Consider the following 19,215-nt stretch of genomic DNA (forward strand, 5'->3'; position numbering starts at 1 on the left):
ACCGTACACATGGAGGCCAGGATGTCGCATCTTGCGCCAGTTCGCCACGAAGAACCCCTACAGCTCCCACCACCAGCGAGTTTTCGGACGGTCTCCATCCCAATTGGGACGCTCGACGGCGTGCCAACGGATTGGGGTCCGTTAGCGTATATCTGGGTCCGTTCTATGTACCGCCCCCTAGAAGGGCCGCATGAGCTTCGGCCGCCTCGCCCGCACACTCGCTCTGCTCCTGCTGGGCGCGATGCTGTTCGTGCGGATGGGCCCAATGTGCGAGGCCATCGCGCAGGCTGCTCCGCCTGCGGAGGCGCATGCCGGAATGGCCGATTGCGATCGAGCGCCGCCCACGCCCGTGAAAAAGGCCCCTTCGGTGGACTGCGTAGGAGCCTGCATCGCAACGGCCCTCGACGTTCACACGTCTCCCGCGCCGCAGCTCGCCGTGCGGACGGATCCGCCCGCACCCGAGCCTCATGCCCTTGTTGGTCGCTCGGGCGGTCCTGCACCGCCACCTCCTCGAACCGCCTGATCGACGTGGATTCCGATCAATCAGTGCGTTTGAGGAAAATTACACATGAAGACCATCAAGTTCATCGGCGCGGCTATCGCGCTCGCGCTCGTTCCCGCCACGGCCTTTGCCGCCGCTGACTGCTGCGCGGGGAAGGAGTGCTGCAAGGATGGCGCCGACTGCTGCAAGGACAAGGACGGCGCGAAGAAGGATTGCTGCGCCGACATGAAGGACATGAAGCACGGCGAGCACGCCGGTCACGACATGTCGGGCATGCAGAAGAAGTAAGCTGGGAGGGGAGGCGTTCGCGCCTCCCCTTTTCAATGGCGGGCGAACACCCTGCGGCCGCTCGGCCCGAACGCGATCACGTCATAGGCCTGGGCCTTCATGCCCGGCATTTCCATGCCCGGTGAGCCCATCGGCATCCCGGCGACCGCGAGGCCGGTGACGCCCTTCGGATGCGTGGCCAAGGCGCGCTTCATGTCGGCAATCGGAACGTGCCCTTCGAAGGTCATGCCGTCGATAATGGCAGTGTGACAGGAGGCGAGGTCTTGAGGCACGCCGCGTGCCTTCATGAACGCCGGCCGGTTCGCATCGTCGACGACGCGGACGGCGCGGCCGAACTGCTCCTTCACCTGCTGCGCCCATTTCTCGCAACAGGGGCAACCCGGGTCGCGATGCATCAGGACGGGACCCGCGGCGAGAGCCCCCGCAGGGGTAGCGCACGCCAGCGCGGCGGCGAGAAGGCGAAAGCGATCCATATCTGAGTTCCCGGGTGGCCATCCCCCCGCACGGTGACGGGGGGAGGGACGGTAGTCGATTACTGGGCGCTCTTGCCATGCGCCCGCAGCCAGGCGTTCAACTCGCCGATCTCGCGGGTCTGCTCTGCGATCGTCTTGGTGGCCATCTGGCGAACCTTGGGGTCCTTGGTCTCGCGAAGCACGATACGCGACATGGCGATGCCGCCACGGTGGTGCTCGACCATCTTGCGGACCCACGTCTCGGTGGCATCGGCACCCATCGCCGACATCATCTTCTGATGCATGTCCATCTCGGCCTGCGGGTACGGGTTCGCCGGCGTCGGCCGCATCATCTGCCCGTGGTTCATGCCGGAATGGTCCATGCCCTGCATCTGGGCGACCGCGGGAGCCGCGCCGAGGGCGGTCGCGACGGCCATAATCATCATCTTCTTCATCGTGTCGCTCCTGCGTCAAAACTCCCGCTCAACAGGGATACGGGCTCAAACCGATTAGCCCTCAAGCGATGTTGCTCAGCGGATCGGCTGAAGCGTGTTGACGCCGACGCTCTCGTCGGTTTCGGGGGGCGGAGGAGGCACCTGCTTGTCGCGATAGGAGGGGAGGTCGGGCGCATTGTCGGGCGTGGGGTGCGCCTCAAGCCGGGCGATGTAGCGCTTCATCTGCGCGATCTCGCGGACCTGAGCGTCGATGATCCCGTCCGCGAGTTTCCGCACCTCGGGGTCTTTGATGTGAGCGCGCTCGCTGGTCATGATCGCGATCGAGTGATGCGGGATCATCGCCTTCATATAAGCAACGTCTCCGACCGTCTCCTGGCTGCGGACAAGCCACAAGGCACCGGCGAACACCGCGATCGAGGCCGCCACGATGCCGAGATTGGCCCGTCGGTCGGGATACATGCCCCACATGAAGCCGATCATGATGAGCGCCATCACGGCGCCCATGACGATCGCCATCCACGTCCGGGTCTGACTGTATTCGACATGGGCGAGCGCGTAAGTGTTGAGGTACATGAGCCCGAACATCACGACCGTCGACGTCGCGATCATCGCGGCGAAGCGCCCGTAGCTCATCCCCATACCGCCCTGTTTGGAGCCGGGGTCGTCGTGGTTCATGATGCGCTCTCCTGTGCGGCCCCACCCACTGAAGGATACGCAGCTCTCTAGCGGACCCCTTGAGCTTTTCTGCGACGTCGACGGGGCCAGCGCATGAAGAGCAGGATCGCCCCGGCGACAGCGAACACGAGTCCGCCCGCTGCGAAAGCGTTGAGCCACGGCGTGTTGAACCGCTCGTGCTCGGTCCAATCCATGATGTGAAGCCCCCAGAAGAAGTCGTAGAGCCGCCACGTGCCGGTCCGGACCGATGTCAGCCGCCCCGTCTCGGCGCCCACGTAGATGCGGGTCCCGTCGTCATCGGCGAAGGAAGCACGCCAGGCGGGGAGGGCACCGCGGTACTCGGTGCTGAGGCGCTCGATCCGCTCGACGACGGGCGCCGAACCAGTTTCGCCGCGATACGCCTGCCTTGCGATCAGCGCTGCGGCCGGGCCGTCGACCGGGGGCAGCGGCTTTGCGGTGCGGGCGTCCAGCAAACGCACCTTGCCGTCGCCGAGCTGGGCTTCGACGATCGGCCGCCCCAGCAGCATCCGGTGCTGGAGCTGACGCACCGGCGCTCCGGCCGATGCGAGAAGGGCAGGGACGGGCGCGAAATCCTGAGTGGCGATCAGGGCCGGTTCGACGTTCCGGTCGATCCGGTGATCGCCATGCACGGTGTCGATCGGCAGCAGGCTCATGACGAGCCCGCTGGTGAACCAGACGATCGCCTGCGCCCCGATCAGGAGCGCAAGCCAGCGGTGAACCTTGCTTGCCCCGACATGGAGGCGGAGCCGCGGGCTCAGAACCAGGTCCTCACGCCCGCGACGAAGCTGAAGCCGCCCGTATTGTCACCGCGTGCGCGGGTGAAGCGCGCGGTGTCGCCGAACTGCCGCTCCCACGACACGCCGATGTAGGGCGCGAACTCGCGCCGGCCCTCGTAGCGAAGCCGAAGCCCGGCCTCGAGGTCCGTGAGCCCGGAGCCGGTGCCGGTTTCGGGCACGTCCTGCGCGGAGAAATTGGCCTCCACCCTAGGCTGGAGCACGAACCAGTTGGTGATGCGCTGGTCGTAATAGCCCTCCGCACGGCCAAGCACGTCGCCCTTGTCGGAGAGGAACAATGCGCCCTCCACCTCGAACCAACCGGGGGCCAGCCCCTCGATCCCTACCGTCGCGTAGGTGCGCGAGGGGTTGGGCTTGAAGTCGTAGCGAACGCCCGCCTGAAGGTTCCAGTATGGATCGAGCGCGCGGCTGTAGAGCGCCTGCACCTCGGCCTGTTCGAGCGGCTTGCCGAACGTGCCTTCGCCCTCGCTCTTTAGCGTAAAGCGATTGATGTCGCCCCCGATCCAGGCCTCGCCATCCCAGCGATAGCCGTCGCCACCCTTGCGAGCCTGATATTCGGCGAGATTGAAGAGGATCTGATAGACGGTCATTCCGCCATGCTCGCGGCGTAGATCGTTCTCGCGCGAGCTGGCCATGGCGTCCGCGCCCCAGAAACGATCGGCGAGGTGGTCCCCGGCTGGAGCGGGAGCGGGCTTGTTGCCGGGGGGAAGGTCGGTTCCGACCTTGGCAGCGGGCTGATCGCCGGGCATCGCCATGCCCGGCATCGTGCTCATGTCGTGGCCGGCATGCGGGTCCTGCCCCGCACCTGTCGATGCTGCCATGCCCGGCATAGCAGACATATCGTGCCCGGCGTGCGGGTTCTGGGTGGGCGCAGCCTGCTGCTGACCGCTCATATCCATTCCCTGCATCCCGCTCATGTCATGCCCGGCATGAGGGTCGGCAGCCTGCGTCTTCGCCGGTTGCGCGCGCCGCGGCGCGGTGCGTCGGACGGGAGCCTTACGCTTAGTCGCGGACTTGGCCGCGGCTTTCGCCTTCGGCTTGGCGGCCGGCTTTGCCGGCATCGTCATGCCCGGCATGTTGTGCATGGAATGGTCCATGGTCTGCCCGAATGCGGGTGTCGCAAGGCCGAGCGGCGCCATACCGGCGAGGAGGAGCGACCGGATCACGCCGCGGCCTCCCCGGCCTTGCGGACCTGGACAACGCGCATCATGCCCGCGTGCATGTGGTAGAGCATGTGGCAGTGGAAGGCCCAGTCGCCTTCCTCGCCGGTCACGTCCCAGCTCACCGTGCCTCCCGGCTGCACCAGCACCGTATGCTTTCGGGGGGCATAGGCGCCCTTGCCGGTCACCAGGTCGAAGAAGTGGCCGTGGATGTGGATCGGATGTCCCATCATCGTGTCGTTGATGAGCGTCACCCGTACCCGCTCGCCGTGAAGCAGCGTGATCGGGTCGGGGTTCTCCGACAGCTTCTCGCCGTCGAAGCCCCACATATAGCGCTCCATGTTGCCGGTGAGGTGGAGCTTGATCTCCCGCTCCGGTGCGCGTGTGTCCGGGTTGCGGTCGAGCGCCATCAGGTCGCGATAGGTGAGAACGCGATGCCCGACATTCTCCAGCCCCTGCCCGGGATCGCCGGTCCGATCGACCGGCATCGGCGAGATGGTCTGCACGCCCGGTCCCTTTTTAACCTCGGGGGCATTGCTGAAATCGCGCATGGAATGGCTCATGCCGCCCATGTCCATCCCGCCCATCTGATCGCCGTTCATCGCCGGCATCGTGCCGGAGCCATGGTCCATACCGGCCATGGCGCCGCCCTGAGCCTGGCCGTGGTCCATGCCTGCCATGCCGCCTGCCGCGGTGCCGGCCGCGCCGTGGTTCATTTGGGAATGATCCATACCCGCCATCGCGCCGGTGCCCGCGCCATGCCCCATCGCAGCATGGTCCATGCCGGACATCGAACCCGCAGCGCCGCCCATGGCGCCATGATTCATGCCGCCGTGGTCCATCGTGCCATGATCCATGCCGCCCATGCCCATGTCCTTCATGGTCGCGAGCGGGCGCTTGCGGAGCGGGGGCACCTCGGCCGCCATGCCCTCGCGCGGAGCGAGCGTCGCGCGGGCCATGCCGGAGCGATCGATGCTCTCACCGACCAGCGTATAGGCGCGCAGGTCGGGCGGGGTGACGATCGCGTCATAGGTCTCGGCCGGGCCGAACTGGAACTCGTCGATCTCGACCGGGCGCACGTTCAAGCCGTCGGCCGCGACGATCGTCATCGGCAGGCCCGGAATGCGGACGTTGAAGGTGGTCATCGACGAGGCGTTGATGAAGCGCAGCCGCACCCGCTCGCCGGGGCGGAATAGCGCGGTCCAATTGTCCTTGGGGCCGTAGCCGTTGACCAGGTAGGTGTAGACCGAGCCCGTGACGTCGGCGACGTCGGCGGGGTCCATCCGCATCTTGCCCCACTCCAACCGCTCTTTCAGCGACTGATCCTTGCCGGCGAGAAGCCCGGCCAGGGTCTGGCGCTGGCGGTTGAAGTAGCCCGACTCCTTCTTCAACCGATCGAAGAGGTAGTGCGGGTGGTGGAAGCTGTGGTCGGACAGCACGATCACGTGCTCCCGGTCGAACTTCACCGGATCGGGGTTCTTCGGGTCGATCAGGATCGGGCCGTAATGCCCCTCCTGCTCCTGAAGCCCCGAATGGCTATGGTACCAGTAGGTGCCGCTCTGGATGATCGGGAACTCGTAGGTGAACGTCGATCGCGCCGGAATGCCGGGGAAGGCGATCCCGGGAACCCCGTCCATCTGGAAGGGGAGAAGCAGCCCGTGCCAGTGGATCGAGGTTTCCTCGTCGAGCTCATTGACGACGTGGAGGCGGACGTTCTGCCCCTCGCGCAAGCGGATGAGCGGAGCGGGCACGGTGCCGTTGATGCCGATGGCGTGGCTCTGCCGCCCGTCGATCATCATCATCTGATGCGCGACCTTGAGCGTGATGTCCTCGCCCGACACCGTGGGCAACGGCTTGGCGATGCCGGCCGAGACGGGCTGTGCCCATGCCGGCATATAGGCCGACAAGGCGAGGCCGCCGCCTGCCAGACTGGCACCGCGCAGCACCTGGCGGCGGTCGAGAACGCGCGACATGCAAGCTCCTAAGAATGGGGCCGTGAAGGGCCGTCGACCCTTCTACGCGGCCGATCTGTCCAACCCTCAGCGGTTCCCTAGTTTTTCGAGCAGCCGCGCCCGCGCGCGATAAAGGCGAGTTTCCACCGCCTTCTGGCTGATCCCCAGCACCTCGGCCGTTTCGGCCTGGCTCAGCCCTTCGATCGTCCGAAGTACCAGAGGCTCCTTCAGGTTAGCCGGCAGGGTCGAGATGGCGCGCGTCACGCGGTCGAGTTCCTGCCGATCGCCGGCTGCGTCGTCGATCGGCACCTGTTCGTCGACGATGCTCTGGACCTGTTCGTCGTTCGGCAGCGCGAACGACAGAAACCGGCGCACGGCACGCTTACGCGCCCAATCGCGGCATTTGTTGACGGCGATGGTCGTTAGCCACGCCTGCATCGATCGGTTGGGGTCGTAGCGCGACAAGGCCTGATGCGCGGCCACAAACGCTTCCTGCGTCACGTCCAGCGCTTCGTCGGCATCGCCGAGGAAGGCGCGCGAAAGCCGGAACATCGGCTGCCGATAGCGTCGCACGATCTCGGCGAAAGCGGCTTGTCGGCCGGCGATGCTGAGCGTCGCCAGTTCGCCATCCGACAGCGCGGTCCAATCGAGGCTCACCCCTGGCCGTCGGTGAGCGCCTTCACCACCGCGTCATCGAATTGAGAGGTCTGATCGGGCCGGAGAAGCTGACGCATGGCGAAGATGTGCGCCAGCGTCGCCTTCTGCAGCTCGCCCATCGCGGCATGGCTCTGGTCGACCGCGGCGGCCACTCGCGGACCATTGCCGTGCTCGGCCTCGATCGCCTCGGCAAGGCGGGCATTGGCGGCACGCATCTCCAGCTCGAGGGCGCGGCGTTGCACCGCGAACCGGTCTTCGAGCACCTTCAATCGGACCTGCTGGTCGCCATCGAGCGCGAGCTTGTGGTGCAGCACCTCGTGGAGCGCCGCACCGGGTTGCTTGGGCTGCGGCAGCAGCGCGCGCCCGATAAAGACACCACCAATCGCTGCCAGGAAGGCGAGCAAGGCGCACAGGACAACCCGCTTGGTCGAGGTCATGGCTCGCCGATCAGCAACGCGGAAGGAGCGAGGGGGGAGGCTCCGCCGAGCGGCGCGAGCGAGACGGCAGGGCTTGCCGTCGCGGGCAGCTCGGCACCGACGATCCCGACACCGAGCGCCGCGGCGGTTATCACACCGATCCCGAGCCCGGCTCCGCGCACGGCGGGGCGGCTGCCGATCCGTCTGAGGACTTGGTCCTCGATACCCTCCAAAGCGGCCGGGGCGGGTGCGCCCGCTAGTCGCGCCAATGCTCTGTCTAGATCGTCCATGCTTTCCACTCCACCCCTCTATCATCGGATACGCATCGCTGCCCATCATCCCTCAACCGCCGGTGAGGGGTCGGGCAGCGCGCCGCGTAGAAGGGTGCACGAACCTCGTCGGAGTACCCCATGCGTAGTCTCGCCCTTCCTGCCGCCCTCACTCTCCTGAGCCTCGCCAGTGCGGCGCAGGCTCACCCGAAGCTCGTTGTGGCCTCACCCGCGCCCAACGCGACCGTTGCCAAGCCCGCGCGTGTCGCTTTGCAGTTCAGCGAGAGGCTGATGCCGAAATTCTCCGGTGCGGACTTGATGATGACGGGCCATGGCGGCACCACGCACCCACCGATGAAGGTTGCAACCACCACCCAGGTTGCACCCGATGGCCGAACGCTGGTCGTGGTGCCCAAGTCGCCGCTCGGCGCGGGCCGCTACAGCGTCGCATGGCACGTCGTCTCGGCCGACACGCATCGGGTGTCGGGCAACTTCGCCTTCGCGGTGAAGTAAGGTGGATGCCGACTGGCCGTTGATCGGGGTCCGCTTCGCGCTTTATGCGACGTTGAGCGGGCTGTTCGGCCTGTCGGCGTTCAGCCTCTACGGGCTCAAGGCCGGGGAGCGCGCAGACGCACTCGCCTTGCGCCCTTGGCTGGTGGGGACCGGGCTGCTCGGCCTTCTGTTTTCAGGCATTGCGCTCGTCCTGCTCGCCGCGGCAATGGCTGGAGCGCCGCCGTGGCCGATCGATCGGGAAGCGATCGGAATGCTGATCACCGGCTCCGCGACGGGCACGGCGTGGGAAGCGCGCATGGTCGCGCTGATTGTGGCCGTGATCGCCGCGCTGATCGCGGCAGGACGTACCGCGCCGCTCGGCATGGTGGCGCTCGCGGCGGGCATTGCGCTCGCGACGCTCGCCTGGACAGGCCATGGCGCGATGGATGAGGGCGCGACGGGCTGGGTCCATCTGCTGGCCGATATTCTGCATCTGTTGGCGGCCGGAGCCTGGGTCGGCGCACTGCTCGGGTTGACGCTGCTCGTGGTGCGACCGGCAGTTCGCGTCGACGTCGCGCATCTCAGACTGACCCACCGGGCGTTGCACGGCTTCGGTCTGGTCGGCACGCTCGTGGTCGGCACGATCGTTGTGACGGGCCTGGTCAATGGCTGGCTGCTGGTCGGTGCCGGCAATTTACCGAGACTTCTGACCACCCTTTACGGCCAGCTCCTCCTCGCCAAGCTGGTACTGTTCGGCGCGATGCTGGGGCTGGCCTCCCTCAATCGTTTCCGGCTGACGCCGGTTTTCGAGCGCTCGGTTGCCGCGGGCGATCATCGGGCCGCGCTTGGTGCTCTGTGGCGCAGCCTCGCGATCGAGGCGAGCTGTGCCGTCACGATCCTGGCGCTGGTCGCCTGGCTGGGGATGCTCGAGCCCCCCGCAACGGCGATGTGAGGAGCGGGCGGCAGATCGCCACCCGCCCGTCACCGATCAGGCGGCCATCTTCTCGCATGCGTCGGCACAACGCTCGCACGCGGCGACGCACTCTTCCATGCCGTCGAGCCCCCGGCAGCTCTCCGCGCAAGCCCGGCAGATCTGAGCGCAGATGCCGCATACGACCTTATGCTGGTCGGACCCGCGGGCCATGAAGTCGAGTGAGGTGGCGCAAATCTGCGCGCAGTCGAGCATGATCTTGATGTGGTCGGGCGCGGCATGTGCGCCGCCCACCTGAAGGCAATGCTGCGTGGTCATCGAAAGGCAGGTGACGTGACAGTGGTGACAGGCGTCCATGCAAGCCTGCATCTCCGCGCTCATCTGATGGTGCATCGGTCATTCTCCGCGTGAGCCCCCGCCCACTGAGGAGTACGCACGGCGCCGGCTCGTCCCTCAGCCGGGTGCCTTCATTCGTCACCTTTAGCCTGATCCTTCATCGGCTTCGGCGCAGGCCCCCGCTTCACTGTTTCACGCCAGGGCCGCGTAGGAGACGGAAGGGCGACCCGCAGCGCAGCCGCCCTCCCTCGAACGCCATCCATCGTTCTACCCATCTCCCTCGCGATCGTCGCCAAGGGCTGCCGCGCGGCAATTCGCTGGCGAAGCTCCGCGTCGGCTTCTTCCGTCCAGCGCCGCGGCTTCCTTATCGTCACCGCACGCTCACGGGTGCAGGTGCCCGGTATCCTCGCACTGCTCAGCCGCGGCCTCGGTCTGGATCGTACAATGCTCGATCCCGAACCGACTATGGAGCATGTCCGCAACCGACTTCCTGATCGCATCGGCGTCAGCACCCTCGGCAAGCGTGACGTGTGCGGTGCAGTTGATGTCGTCCGAGGCCATCGACCAGACATGGAGGTCGTGGACGCCAGCCACGCCGGACAGGCCGGCGATGCCGGCACGCAACTCGGGCAGCTTGATCCCTCCAGGAACGCCCTCGAGCAACACGTTGGTCGTGTCCCGGAGCAGCACCCATGTTCGGGGCAGCACCCATAAGCCGATCCCCACCGCGACGATCGGATCGACCCACGTCCAACCGGTGAACCGGATCGCGAGCGCACCCGCGATCACGCCTACCGACCCGATCATGTCGGCCCAGACCTCAAGGTAGGCGCCCTTGACGTTCATACTCGCATCCTTGCCCGACGTGAGCAGCTTCATGGATATGAGGTTCACCACCAGGCCGATCGCGGCGACGATCATCATCCCGGTCGACTGGACCGCCTCGGGCTGGCGGAAGCGCTGCACCGCCTCCACCAGCACGTAGATCGCCACACCGAAGAGCAGCAGGGCGTTGAAAGCAGCGGCCAGGATCTCGAACCGCTTATAGCCGAACGTCCGCTTGTCGTCGGCCGGCTTCTGTCCGAACCGGATCGCGAGCAGCGCAATCACCAGTGCTGCCACGTCTGTCAGCATATGAGCTGCGTCAGATAGAAGCGCGAGGCTGTTGAAGACGAACGCACCAACAACCTCGGCAACCAGATAGGCGGTCGTGAGCGCCAGCGCCCAGCTCAGCATCTGGGCATTCGCGCCAGCGGTGTGGTCGTGGGCATGCCCCCCATGGTCATGGCCTGCGCTCATTGATTGGCTCCTTTCGTGCCCGCGTCCGAGCGAGCGTCTCGCAGGATTTCGAGGCCGCCTTTCACCGCGATAGCGGCAACAGCGATGCCGACGATAAGGTCAGGCCAGTTCTGGCCCGTCCAAACGACGATCACGCCGGCTAGAATGATGCCCCCATTGGACACGAAGTCGTTGAGGCTGAAGGTTGTCGCAGCGCGCATATTCACATCGGGCTCGCGCAATCGCTTCAACAGCCACAAGCAAAGCCCGTTAACGACCGCCGCGATGATCGCCATCCCGATCATAGTGGGGCCGATCGGCTCGCTTCCCGAGAAATAGCGCCGCCCGGCATCGAGCAGCACACCCGCGGCAAAGAGCAGCAGCAGGATGCCCGATGTCACCGCGGCCCCCCGCTTCCACGCCTGTGAGCGCGAGAGGGCAAGCAAGCTGATGATGTAGACGATGCCATCGGAGGCGTTGTCCAAGCCGTTTGCGATCAGGGCGCTGGAATCCGCCATGACGCCGGACACCCCGAAGCCTGCCGCCAGGCCCAGATTGAGCAACAGGACTATCCAAAGCGTCCGGCGCTTCTCGGCCGTGTCGAGGTCGAAGCTCTCTTCGCTCATGCCGGCACCTTCTCGTCAGGAGCGGCAGTTTGCCGATCGCTTTCCGGGACCGGCAGCTCTCGGCTGCCGAAACGGGCATAGAGCGTCGGCAGCACGAACAATGTGAGCAGCGTCGCGGATATGAGGCCGCCAATAACCACGGTTGCGAGCGGTTTTTGCACCTCGGCGCCCGCTCCATGTCCCAGCGCCATCGGTACGAAACCGAGTGAAGCCACAAGCGCAGTCATCGCGACAGGCCTGAGCCGGGCCAGCGCGCCTCGATGCGCCGCAGCCGCGCGATCCATGCCATCGCGCATCAGGTCATGGATGGACGTCACCATGACCAACCCGTTGAGAACTGCGATGCCGGATAGCGCAATGAAGCCGACGGCCGCGGAAATGGAGAAGGGCATCCCGCGCAGCACAAGCGCGAGCACCCCTCCCACCAGCGCCAGAGGGACGCCGGTGAACACAATCAGCGCATCCCGAACGGAGCCGAGCGCCCCGTAGAGCAGCAGCATGATGACCACGAAACAGATCGGCACCACGATAGCGAGCCGGTCCCGAGCGGACGCAAGGTTCTCGAACTGGCCTCCCCATTCGAGGTACGTCCCTGCCGGCAGCTTTACCTGAGCGTCGATTGCCGCCCGGGCATCGGCAACGACGCCCGCCACGTCGCGGTCACGGACGTTCGCCTGCACCACCACGCGCCGCTTTCCGTTCTCCCGGCTGATCTGGTTGGGACCATCGACGACAGCGATATCGGCGACGGTCGACAGCGGTACGAAGCCACCACCGGCAGTCGGTACCGGCACCTGAGCGACCGCCGTGAGGTCCGAGCGCGAGCTTTCGGCCATTCGGATCATGACGGGAAAGCGGCGATCCCCCTCAAAGATCATGCCAGCCTGCCGACCACCGATCGCTGCGGCAACCGTGTCCTGCACGTCGCCGGCGGTTACGCCGACGCGCGACATGGCGGTGCGGTTCGGCCGGATATCGAGCATCGGCAGGCCCTCGGTCTGTTCGACCCGCACGTCTGCGGCACCCCGGGTCCGGCGAAGGATACCGGCGATCCGGTCCGCGGTCGCATTCATCTCGCCAAAATCGTCGCCGAACACCTTGATGGCGATGTCGCCGCGCACGCCCGCGATCAGCTCGTTGAACCGCATCTGGATCGGCTGGGTGATCTCGTAGGCGTTGCCGGGGAGGGTGGAGAGACGCTTCTCCAGACGCTCCACAAGCTCTTCCTTGGAGAGACCTGGATCGGGCCACTGCGCCTTCGGCTTCAGGATAACGAAGGTGTCCGTGGCGTTCGCTGGCATCGGGTCCGATGCGATCTCGGAGGTGCCCGTGCGCGAGAAGGCGAAGCGGACCTCCGGCACCTTGGCCAACGCCTTCTCGACCTGGAACTGCATCGCCTGGCTTTGGTCGACCGACGTGCCCGGGATCCGCACGGCCTGGACGAGGATATTGCCCTCGTCGAGCTGCGGCAGGAACTCCTGCCCCAAGGTGGTGAAGGCGACACCGGCGAGCGCCAAAGCGCCGACCGCAATGCCGATGGTGAGCGTCGGGCGACGCATCGCCCCATCGAGCCCCGGCTCGTAGCGCTGTCGAAGGAACGTCACGGCCCGGCTTTCCTTCTCCTCCACCCGCTTGCTGAGCCAAATGGCGATCGCCGCGGGCACAAAGGTCAGCGACAGGATGAAGGCGAACACGAGTGCGATGATGACGGTGAGCGCCATTGGCTCGAACATCTTGCCCTCGACACCGGTGAAGGTCAGCAAGGGCGCATAGACCAGGATGATGATCGCCTGCCCGTAAACGGACGGACGGATCATCTCGCGGGCGGACGCGGCGACCAGCCCGAGCCGCTGTTCCATCGTCAGTTCGCCGTCCCGGCCATGCTGGGCTTCGGCAAGGCGCCGCAATGCGTTCTCGACGATGATGACGGCACCGTCCACGATCAGGCCGAAGTCGAGCGCGCCGAGGCTCATCAGATTGGCCGAAACGCCCGCCTCCAACATGCCGATGCTGGTGAGCAGCATCGTGATCGGGATGACGAGAGCCGCGATCAGCGCCGCCCGGAAGTTGCCGAGCAAGGCGAACAGGACGACGATGACCAACAGCGCGCCTTCGGCGAGATTGCGGGCGACCGTCGATATGGTGGAGTTCACCAGCTCGGTGCGGTTCATCACCGGTTTCACGACAACGTCGACCGGCAGCGAGCGGCCGATCTGGGTCAGCCGTTCGGCGACCCCGGTCGAGACGGTACGGCTGTTCTCGCCGATCCGCATGACGGCGGTCCCGACGACCACCTCATGGCCGTTTTCGGACGCGGAGCCCATGCGCAGAGCCTGGCCGGTCCGAACTGTTGCGATCTGGTTGAGCAGGATCGGCACACCCTCGCGGGTGGCGACGACGGTTCGGGCAAGCTCGTCGGCGTTGCGCACGCGCCCGTCGGAGCGGACAGAGAGCCCTTCGCCGTTACGGTTGACGACACCGGCGCCGGCGCTGGTGTTGTTGCGCTCCAGCGCCGTGGTGAGATCCTGCAGCGTCAGCCGCATTGCGGCCATGCGCTGCACGTCGGGGACGACGAGATATTCCTTGGTGTACCCGCCAAGGGAGTCGACCCCCGCCAGTCCCTCCGTGCTCTTGAGCTGCGGCGTGACGATCCAGTCCTGGACAGTGCGCAGGTAGGTGGCCTTGTCGGCCTCGCTGACGAGGTGATCGCCTTCCGGCGTGATGTAGCTGCCGTCGCGTTGCAGACCGGGCTCACCGTTGCGGTGATGGACCTGATCCAGTTCACGGTACTCGACCGTCCACATGAAGATGTCGCCGAGCCCGGTCGCGATCGGCCCCATTTCAGGGTTTACGCCCTCGGGAAGGTCTTCCTCCGCAGTCCGCAGCCGCTCCGCCACCTGCTGACGGGCGAAGTAGATATCGGTCTTCTCGGTGAAGACGGCCGTGACCTGGGCGAAGCCGTTGCGGCTGAGTGAACGGGTATATTCGAGGCCAGGGATGCCGGCGAGCGCGGTTTCGACCGTGAACGCGACCTGTTTCTCGATCTGGTCGGGGGAAAGGGCAGGGGCGACGACGTTGATCTGCACCTGGTTATTGGTGATGTCGGGAACGGCGTCGATCGGGAGTTGGCGCAGCGCGCCTATCCCGAGCAGCGCAGCGGCGACGGTGAGAAGCAGGACTAGCCAACGCTTCTCGACGGAGAGGGTGACGATGCGACCGATCATGGTTCAGTCCTCGTCCCCGCCTTCGCCCTTGCCGAGTTCGGCTTTGAGCGTGAAGCTGTTGGTGGAGGCGATCCGCTCCGAACCGGTCAGCCCGGACGTCACGACGACCTGGCCGCCGTTGGTGCGCCCCAATGTCACCGGCGTTGCCCGAAAGCCGGTCGGGGTCCGCACGAAGACGAACGACTTGTCCTCGATCATCTGGACCGCAGCCGACGGCACGGCGACGGTACGGTCGCCGGTTGCCGGAACCAGGATGGAAACATTGACCGTCTCGCCAACGCGCCAAGTGCTGCCGCCATTGTCGAGGGTGACGATCACCGGCACCAAGCGCGTCGTCTCGTCCAGAATGGGCGAGACGAACGTGACGCGCCCTTCCTGACGGCGCCCCGCCGCTGTTACCTCGACGCGGGCACCGGGCTTCACCCGGCCCGCATCGCTGGGCACCAGCGAGGTCGCAACCGTGATCTTGGAAAGGTTGGCGACCCGGAAAAGCTCGGCGTCGGCTGCAACGGTCTGCCCGAGCGTAGCCGAGCGCGCGATGACCTGACCGGCGATTGGTGAGCGCACTGCGATGCGGTTGAGCGCACCGCCCCCGCTGCCGGTCGCGGACAATTGCTGCTGCGCTAGGCGAAGCGCGATGCTGGCTTCGGTCGCGGCGGTCCGCGCCGCGACAAGATCCTGTTCCGGCGAGACGCGCTCGGCGAACAGGCGCTGCTCACGACGAAGGTTCGTTTGCGCGAGGGCGGCACGCGCGCGAGCGGCCTCCACCTCTGCCTTGAGGGAGGCTGCTTCGCGGCTCTCGATAACGGCGAGCGGATCGCCGCGACCGACAGGCTGGCCGAGATTGCGGGTCAGCGAGACGAGCCGCCCGCCCACCGATGCCGATACCACCTGCACGCCTTGCGGATCGCCTTCGATCGTTGCCGAAAGCTCGATCGCACCAGCCTCCCCGCCGACCGTTGGCCGCGTGACCTCGATCCCGGCGTCCGCGATCTGCTGCGCGGAGAGGATGACGGCATCCTTTGGACCTTCTTTGGCCTCGCTGGCCTCGGCACCTTCGGCCTTCTCGGCTCCGACCTTCTCGCCGGCTTCACCGCCGCTGCCGGTCCCGCCGCATCCCGCAAGGATGAGGGCCAGCGTCACGGGCGCCAGCGCCCGCTTGATGTTCTTCGTCATTGATTGTTTTCCTCAGGAGAGGGCGCGGCGGCAACGAGCCGTTCCAGGCGTGCCTTTGCGTCATGATAGGTGGCGAGCGCGTCGATCGCGGCGGTGCGCGTCTCGGACAGGGTCCGCTCGGCATCGAGCAAGTCGAGCTGGCCGAACTTGCCCTCGCGGTAGCCGATCCGGGCGATGCGCGCAGCCTCGGCAGCCGACGCCAGCACCGGACCGCTCGCATTGCGTGCGGACGTGGCGGCGTTCGCCACCTCCGCCTGGGCGTTCGCGATGTCCTGCGCCGCGTCCAGCTCGGCGGCACGCCGCAGGGCCTGCGCCTGGTCGCTCTGGGCGCGCGCCTGGGCGATGGCGGCTTTGCCGTTGTTGAAGACGGGAAATGGGATGGAGACCCCGAACACCGCGGCGACGTCGTTGGTAGCCTCGAGCCGTCGTGCGCTGGCGCTCAACGTCACATCGGGAATGCGCTGCGATCGGGCGAGCCGGACCTGTGCCTCGGCCGTCGTCGCGTCGGCACGGGCGGCCGCCAGTGCCAGCGTACCACCGGGTTCGATCGGCCGTGCCGGTCCAAAGCCCTCAACACGATCATACCATGCGAGGTCGAGCGGCCCGGTCACGGGCTGGCCGATCCGACGCGCGAGATTGTCCCGCGCCACCTCGGCAAGCCGCTGGGCACGTTCCACCGCCGTCTCTGCGTTGATACGCAGCACATCGGCACGCTGCTGTTCGAGCGGTGACGCACGCCCCGCCTGCACGCGGACACCGGCTGCGCGGAGCGCCTCCCGGGCGATACCGGCCTGTTCGCGAGCTGTGACGAGGCGGCGTTCGGCCGATGCTGCCTGAATGTAGAGCTGGGTGACGGCGAGCCGGAGGTCGGCCTCGGCCAGCGCCGTTCCGATCCGCGCCCGATTGCCGATCGCCTCTGCGACCGCGATCCGGGCCGACCTCTTGCCGCCCAACTCGATCGGGAGCGCCAAGCCTGCAGTCGTCTCCGCACTGCGGAGGCCACGATATTGGCCGCTGCCGGCGATGTTCTCGGTTTCGGCAACGATCGACGGGTTGGGGCGATAGCCGGCGACGGTCCGGCCCGCCTCGGCCGCCCTGACCCCTGCTGTGGCGGCTTCGAGACTGGGCGCGGTTGCGCCGGCGAGCGCCAGCGCCCGCTCCAGCGTGAGCGGGGGACTGGTCGATGCCGGCTCAGATGATTGCGCGTGCGCGATCGACGCGCACGACGCCACGGCCAATAAGGCCGCAATGAAACGGGACATGGTGACGAACTCCTGACGAACCTGGATTGCCGCGCGGGAAGCTCCCGGCGGATTAGGCGCTTGTCAGGCTTGGGGAGGTCGCAGAGCTGGGTCCGATGACATCCGTGCCATCGGGTCGTCGCTCCACGCGGCAGGCGCCATGGGCAGCCCGCTCACGGAGGCGACACGACCAGCCTCGAACGGAACACCGATATGATGGCCGTGGCAGCTGCCATGATGGTGCGGGTAGGACTTGTCGGCATCGGCCGGCACCTGGTCCCCGTCGCCATCGCTATGTTCAAGCGAGCTGGCAGCGGCCGTATCGACGCATCTCACGCCTTCGGTCGCATGCGCGACCGATCCCAGCCCAAGCGACAGCACGAGCATGAGACAGAGGAACAAGGCGGAAAGCCGATGCATCGGCCTTCGCCTTAGCAGCTTAGCGAACGCCATGTAACGGCTGCCTGTAAGTGGAAGGGGCAGGCGTGGAAGCGTATCGCAGTTCGGCCCGCGCCTGTCGCATGATCTGGAATCCACCCGACAGACCGAGCACGGCCATCAACGCGGCCACCACTAGATCGGGCCACGCGCTGTTCAGCCCGAAGACGCCGCCTGCGGCCAGCACCACGGCGACATTGCCGATCGCATCGTTGCGCGAGCAGATCCACACCGAACGCATGTTCGCGTCCCCGCTGCGGAAGCGATACAGCATCACCGCGACCACGGCATTCGCGATCAGCGCCGCAATCCCCACGACGCCTATGACCTCGGCATGGGGCACAGCGCCGTGGAGCGCACCCCACCCCGCCGCGAGCAGAACATAGAGCCCGAGCAGGGCAAGCGTCGCTCCCTTCAGCATCGCTGCGCGCGCGCGCCAGGCTATCGCCATTCCGGCGACACCAAGGCTGATGGCGTAATTGGCGGCGTCACCGAAGAAGTCGAGCGCGTCGGCCTGGAGCGCTTTCGACCCGCCCGTGATCCCTGCGACGATCTCGATTGCGAACATACCGCCATTGATCGCGAGCGCGATCCACAGCGCGCGCCGCCACTTCGGGTCGTTGAGGGTGCCCGCCTTATCAGACGCGCAGCTCGTGCAGGCCATTTCGCCACCTCGATAGAATCGATCTGGCAGCCTATATGCACCCTCTAGTCGCTAGAGGGTCAAGCACTGTGTCTGAGAAACTGACGATCGGGAAGCTGGCCTCGGCGACGGGCACAAAGGTCGAGACGATCCGCTATTACGAGCAGATCGGCTTGCTGCCGGCACCAGCGCGGTCGGCCGGAAATTACCGGACCTACGAGGGCGAGCATCTGCGGCGCCTGTCCTTCATCCGTCGGGCGCGCGATCTCGGCTTCTCGATCGACCAGGTCCGGGAGTTGATGGCGCTCGCCGATCGTCGCGAACAATCCTGCATGGCCGTGGACGTGATCGCCAACCAACATCGGGATGCGATCACGCGGAAGATCGCCGACCTGACGGCGCTCGCGGGCGAGCTGGACGTGCTGATCGACTCCTGTAGCCGCAACACCGTGGCCGACTGCAGGATCATCGAAGCCTTGGGTCCCAGCGCGGAGGTCGAGGAGTTCCCGGTGGCTCGCTAGGCGAAGTCGATCGGATCGGTATATCTGAGGTCATGTGCAACCGCGCTCGCATGTCGAATGAGCCCGAAACCCTATGGGGATCGGCCGCGAAGCTGTTTAGCGAGCGGCCCCGCGACAACCGGTTTGACCCGCGCGAGCTGCGCCCCAAGAGCCGCAACTATGTCATCCGCGAACAGGGCGGGGAGCGAGCCTGGGACGTGATGACCTGGGACGTGCTCGGCGGGAAGGCGGCGTGGCCGATGACCAACGTGCGCCAGCTCGGCCTCCCGCAATGGCGCAGGCTGGCAGAGAAGCCGGAGAACCGCTGTCTGGTGCCGTTGACCGAGTTCTGCGAGTTCACGCCTGACAAGCACGATCTGGGCGACGGCAAACCGCCGCTGAAAGGGGAGATGTGGTTCGGCGTGACCGACCAGCCTGTATTCGCCGTCGCGGGCTTCTGGCAGCGTGTCGAGGGCGGGAACGGCTTTACGATGGTGACGTGTGACCCCAACACGCTCGTCGCGCCGATCCACCCGAAGGCGATGATTACGATCCTCGAACCTGAGGACATCGATACCTGGTTGCGCGGTAGCTATGACGAGATCGTCGCGCTGCAGAAGCCCTATGACCCCGCCAAGATGACGGTGAGGGGACCAGTCTTCCCGACCCGACGCCCCGAACGCTAGGCG

22 protein-coding genes are annotated in these 19,215 nt (G+C 66.3%); 5 read left to right on the plus strand and 17 right to left on the minus strand.

From position 1 onward, the window contains the following. Positions 1-568 precede the first annotated feature (568 nt). Complete coding sequence (locus J2Y58_RS15840) at positions 569-790, plus strand: hypothetical protein (protein ID WP_058733717.1); 222 nt, start codon at positions 569-571, stop codon at positions 788-790. A 32-nt stretch (positions 791-822) separates the two neighbouring features. Here the strand turns inward: J2Y58_RS15840 and J2Y58_RS15845 are convergent, their stop codons facing one another. From J2Y58_RS15845 to J2Y58_RS15885, 9 genes are all read right to left on the minus strand, one after another. After that, positions 823-1,263, minus strand: coding sequence for a DUF411 domain-containing protein (locus J2Y58_RS15845; RefSeq protein WP_058733718.1), 441 nt, complete (start codon positions 1,261-1,263; stop codon positions 823-825). Positions 1,264-1,322: 59 nt separating this feature from the next. Further along, complete coding sequence (locus J2Y58_RS15850) at positions 1,323-1,697, minus strand: DUF305 domain-containing protein (RefSeq protein ID WP_174236673.1); 375 nt, start codon at positions 1,695-1,697, stop codon at positions 1,323-1,325. A gap of 75 nt (positions 1,698-1,772) precedes the next feature. Beyond that, positions 1,773-2,372, minus strand: coding sequence for a DUF305 domain-containing protein (locus J2Y58_RS15855; protein WP_201279660.1), 600 nt, complete (start codon positions 2,370-2,372; stop codon positions 1,773-1,775). A gap of 47 nt (positions 2,373-2,419) precedes the next feature. After that, positions 2,420-3,157 (minus strand): PepSY domain-containing protein, encoded by a 738-nt coding sequence (locus J2Y58_RS15860; protein WP_052490783.1) that lies wholly within the window; start codon positions 3,155-3,157, stop codon positions 2,420-2,422. Next, complete coding sequence (locus J2Y58_RS15865) at positions 3,148-4,326, minus strand: copper resistance protein B (RefSeq protein ID WP_174236674.1); 1,179 nt, start codon at positions 4,324-4,326, stop codon at positions 3,148-3,150. The genes J2Y58_RS15860 and J2Y58_RS15865 overlap by 10 nt, the downstream gene beginning before the upstream one ends. Positions 4,327-4,349: 23 nt before the next feature. Further along, entirely contained in the window at positions 4,350-6,320 is a 1,971-nt protein-coding gene (locus tag J2Y58_RS15870; protein ID WP_058733720.1) for a copper resistance system multicopper oxidase, read from the minus strand. 66 nt (positions 6,321-6,386) lie between these two features. Continuing rightward, positions 6,387-6,956, minus strand: a complete 570-nt coding sequence (locus J2Y58_RS15875) for an RNA polymerase sigma factor (protein ID WP_041043254.1) — start codon at positions 6,954-6,956, stop codon at positions 6,387-6,389. After that, positions 6,953-7,393 carry a periplasmic heavy metal sensor gene (locus J2Y58_RS15880; RefSeq protein ID WP_149683493.1) on the minus strand — a complete coding sequence of 147 codons (441 nt, stop codon included), beginning with the start codon at positions 7,391-7,393 and terminating at the stop codon, positions 6,953-6,955. Before J2Y58_RS15880 ends, J2Y58_RS15875 begins: the two co-directional genes overlap by 4 nt. Beyond that, on the minus strand, positions 7,390-7,662 hold the full coding sequence (locus tag J2Y58_RS15885; protein WP_041043252.1) for a hypothetical protein: 273 nt from the start codon (positions 7,660-7,662) through the stop codon (positions 7,390-7,392). Before J2Y58_RS15885 ends, J2Y58_RS15880 begins: the two co-directional genes overlap by 4 nt. A gap of 120 nt (positions 7,663-7,782) precedes the next feature. On the opposite strand from J2Y58_RS15885, the gene copC reads away from it, so the two are divergent. Continuing rightward, positions 7,783-8,154, plus strand: a complete 372-nt coding sequence (copC, locus tag J2Y58_RS15890; protein WP_041043251.1) for a copper homeostasis periplasmic binding protein CopC — start codon at positions 7,783-7,785, stop codon at positions 8,152-8,154. A gap of 1 nt (position 8,155) precedes the next feature. Next, the gene (copD, locus tag J2Y58_RS15895; RefSeq protein WP_066779366.1) at positions 8,156-9,085 is read left to right on the plus strand and encodes a copper homeostasis membrane protein CopD; all 930 of its coding nucleotides are present in this window, start codon (positions 8,156-8,158) and stop codon (positions 9,083-9,085) included. Positions 9,086-9,121: 36 nt separating this feature from the next. Here copD and J2Y58_RS15900 read toward each other — a convergent pair whose 3' ends face one another. The 8 genes from J2Y58_RS15900 to J2Y58_RS15935 form a co-directional block, all read right to left on the minus strand. Then, on the minus strand, positions 9,122-9,457 hold the full coding sequence (locus J2Y58_RS15900) for a four-helix bundle copper-binding protein (protein WP_085809864.1): 336 nt from the start codon (positions 9,455-9,457) through the stop codon (positions 9,122-9,124). Positions 9,458-9,781: 324 nt separating this feature from the next. Further along, a complete protein-coding gene (locus J2Y58_RS15905) occupies positions 9,782-10,699 on the minus strand; it encodes a cation diffusion facilitator family transporter (RefSeq protein ID WP_066779372.1) in 918 nt (305 codons plus the stop codon). Further along, positions 10,696-11,304, minus strand: coding sequence for a cation diffusion facilitator family transporter (locus J2Y58_RS15910; RefSeq protein WP_085809865.1), 609 nt, complete (start codon positions 11,302-11,304; stop codon positions 10,696-10,698). The genes J2Y58_RS15905 and J2Y58_RS15910 overlap by 4 nt, the downstream gene beginning before the upstream one ends. Continuing rightward, positions 11,301-14,528: an efflux RND transporter permease subunit gene (locus J2Y58_RS15915; protein ID WP_085809866.1), complete on the minus strand. Its 3,228-nt coding sequence runs from the start codon at positions 14,526-14,528 to the stop codon at positions 11,301-11,303. Before J2Y58_RS15915 ends, J2Y58_RS15910 begins: the two co-directional genes overlap by 4 nt. Positions 14,529-14,531: 3 nt before the next feature. Then, a complete protein-coding gene (locus J2Y58_RS15920; protein ID WP_085809867.1) occupies positions 14,532-15,704 on the minus strand; it encodes an efflux RND transporter periplasmic adaptor subunit in 1,173 nt (390 codons plus the stop codon). Further along, positions 15,701-16,966, minus strand: coding sequence for a TolC family protein (locus J2Y58_RS15925; RefSeq protein WP_085809868.1), 1,266 nt, complete (start codon positions 16,964-16,966; stop codon positions 15,701-15,703). The genes J2Y58_RS15920 and J2Y58_RS15925 overlap by 4 nt, the downstream gene beginning before the upstream one ends. A gap of 63 nt (positions 16,967-17,029) precedes the next feature. Next, entirely contained in the window at positions 17,030-17,365 is a 336-nt protein-coding gene (locus tag J2Y58_RS15930; protein ID WP_066779386.1) for a hypothetical protein, read from the minus strand. Positions 17,366-17,384: 19 nt separating this feature from the next. Next, positions 17,385-18,047 carry a cation transporter gene (locus J2Y58_RS15935; RefSeq protein WP_085809869.1) on the minus strand — a complete coding sequence of 221 codons (663 nt, stop codon included), beginning with the start codon at positions 18,045-18,047 and terminating at the stop codon, positions 17,385-17,387. A 35-nt stretch (positions 18,048-18,082) separates the two neighbouring features. On the opposite strand from J2Y58_RS15935, the gene J2Y58_RS15940 reads away from it, so the two are divergent. Both J2Y58_RS15940 and J2Y58_RS15945 read left to right on the plus strand, forming a co-directional pair. After that, positions 18,083-18,547, plus strand: coding sequence for a helix-turn-helix domain-containing protein (locus J2Y58_RS15940; RefSeq protein WP_085809870.1), 465 nt, complete (start codon positions 18,083-18,085; stop codon positions 18,545-18,547). A 32-nt stretch (positions 18,548-18,579) separates the two neighbouring features. Beyond that, entirely contained in the window at positions 18,580-19,212 is a 633-nt protein-coding gene (locus J2Y58_RS15945; RefSeq protein ID WP_085809871.1) for an SOS response-associated peptidase family protein, read from the plus strand. Positions 19,213-19,215: the final 3 nt, after the last annotated feature.

Origin of the sequence: Sphingomonas sp. BE138 (genome assembly GCF_031456125.1) — a bacterium.
In the GTDB taxonomy this organism is placed as follows: Bacteria; Pseudomonadota; Alphaproteobacteria; order Sphingomonadales; family Sphingomonadaceae; genus Sphingomonas.

Coding starts and splice junctions, on each gene's coding strand:
- J2Y58_RS15840 (WP_058733717.1), top strand. CDS start 569: ATGAAGACCATCAAGTTCATCGGCGCGGCTATCGCGCTCGCGCTCGTT.
- J2Y58_RS15845 (WP_058733718.1), bottom strand. CDS start 1,263: ATGGATCGCTTTCGCCTTCTCGCCGCCGCGCTGGCGTGCGCTACCCCT.
- J2Y58_RS15850 (WP_174236673.1), bottom strand. CDS start 1,697: ATGAAGAAGATGATGATTATGGCCGTCGCGACCGCCCTCGGCGCGGCT.
- J2Y58_RS15855 (WP_201279660.1), bottom strand. CDS start 2,372: ATGAACCACGACGACCCCGGCTCCAAACAGGGCGGTATGGGGATGAGC.
- J2Y58_RS15865 (WP_174236674.1), bottom strand. CDS start 4,326: ATGGCGCCGCTCGGCCTTGCGACACCCGCATTCGGGCAGACCATGGAC.
- J2Y58_RS15870 (WP_058733720.1), bottom strand. CDS start 6,320: ATGTCGCGCGTTCTCGACCGCCGCCAGGTGCTGCGCGGTGCCAGTCTG.
- J2Y58_RS15880 (WP_149683493.1), bottom strand. CDS start 7,393: ATGACCTCGACCAAGCGGGTTGTCCTGTGCGCCTTGCTCGCCTTCCTG.
- J2Y58_RS15885 (WP_041043252.1), bottom strand. CDS start 7,662: ATGGACGATCTAGACAGAGCATTGGCGCGACTAGCGGGCGCACCCGCC.
- copC (WP_041043251.1), top strand. CDS start 7,783: ATGCGTAGTCTCGCCCTTCCTGCCGCCCTCACTCTCCTGAGCCTCGCC.
- J2Y58_RS15900 (WP_085809864.1), bottom strand. CDS start 9,457: ATGCACCATCAGATGAGCGCGGAGATGCAGGCTTGCATGGACGCCTGT.
- J2Y58_RS15905 (WP_066779372.1), bottom strand. CDS start 10,699: ATGAGCGCAGGCCATGACCATGGGGGGCATGCCCACGACCACACCGCT.
- J2Y58_RS15910 (WP_085809865.1), bottom strand. CDS start 11,304: ATGAGCGAAGAGAGCTTCGACCTCGACACGGCCGAGAAGCGCCGGACG.
- J2Y58_RS15915 (WP_085809866.1), bottom strand. CDS start 14,528: ATGATCGGTCGCATCGTCACCCTCTCCGTCGAGAAGCGTTGGCTAGTC.
- J2Y58_RS15920 (WP_085809867.1), bottom strand. CDS start 15,704: ATGACGAAGAACATCAAGCGGGCGCTGGCGCCCGTGACGCTGGCCCTC.
- J2Y58_RS15925 (WP_085809868.1), bottom strand. CDS start 16,966: ATGTCCCGTTTCATTGCGGCCTTATTGGCCGTGGCGTCGTGCGCGTCG.
- J2Y58_RS15930 (WP_066779386.1), bottom strand. CDS start 17,365: ATGCATCGGCTTTCCGCCTTGTTCCTCTGTCTCATGCTCGTGCTGTCG.
- J2Y58_RS15935 (WP_085809869.1), bottom strand. CDS start 18,047: ATGGCCTGCACGAGCTGCGCGTCTGATAAGGCGGGCACCCTCAACGAC.
- J2Y58_RS15940 (WP_085809870.1), top strand. CDS start 18,083: ATGCACCCTCTAGTCGCTAGAGGGTCAAGCACTGTGTCTGAGAAACTG.
- J2Y58_RS15945 (WP_085809871.1), top strand. CDS start 18,580: ATGTGCAACCGCGCTCGCATGTCGAATGAGCCCGAAACCCTATGGGGA.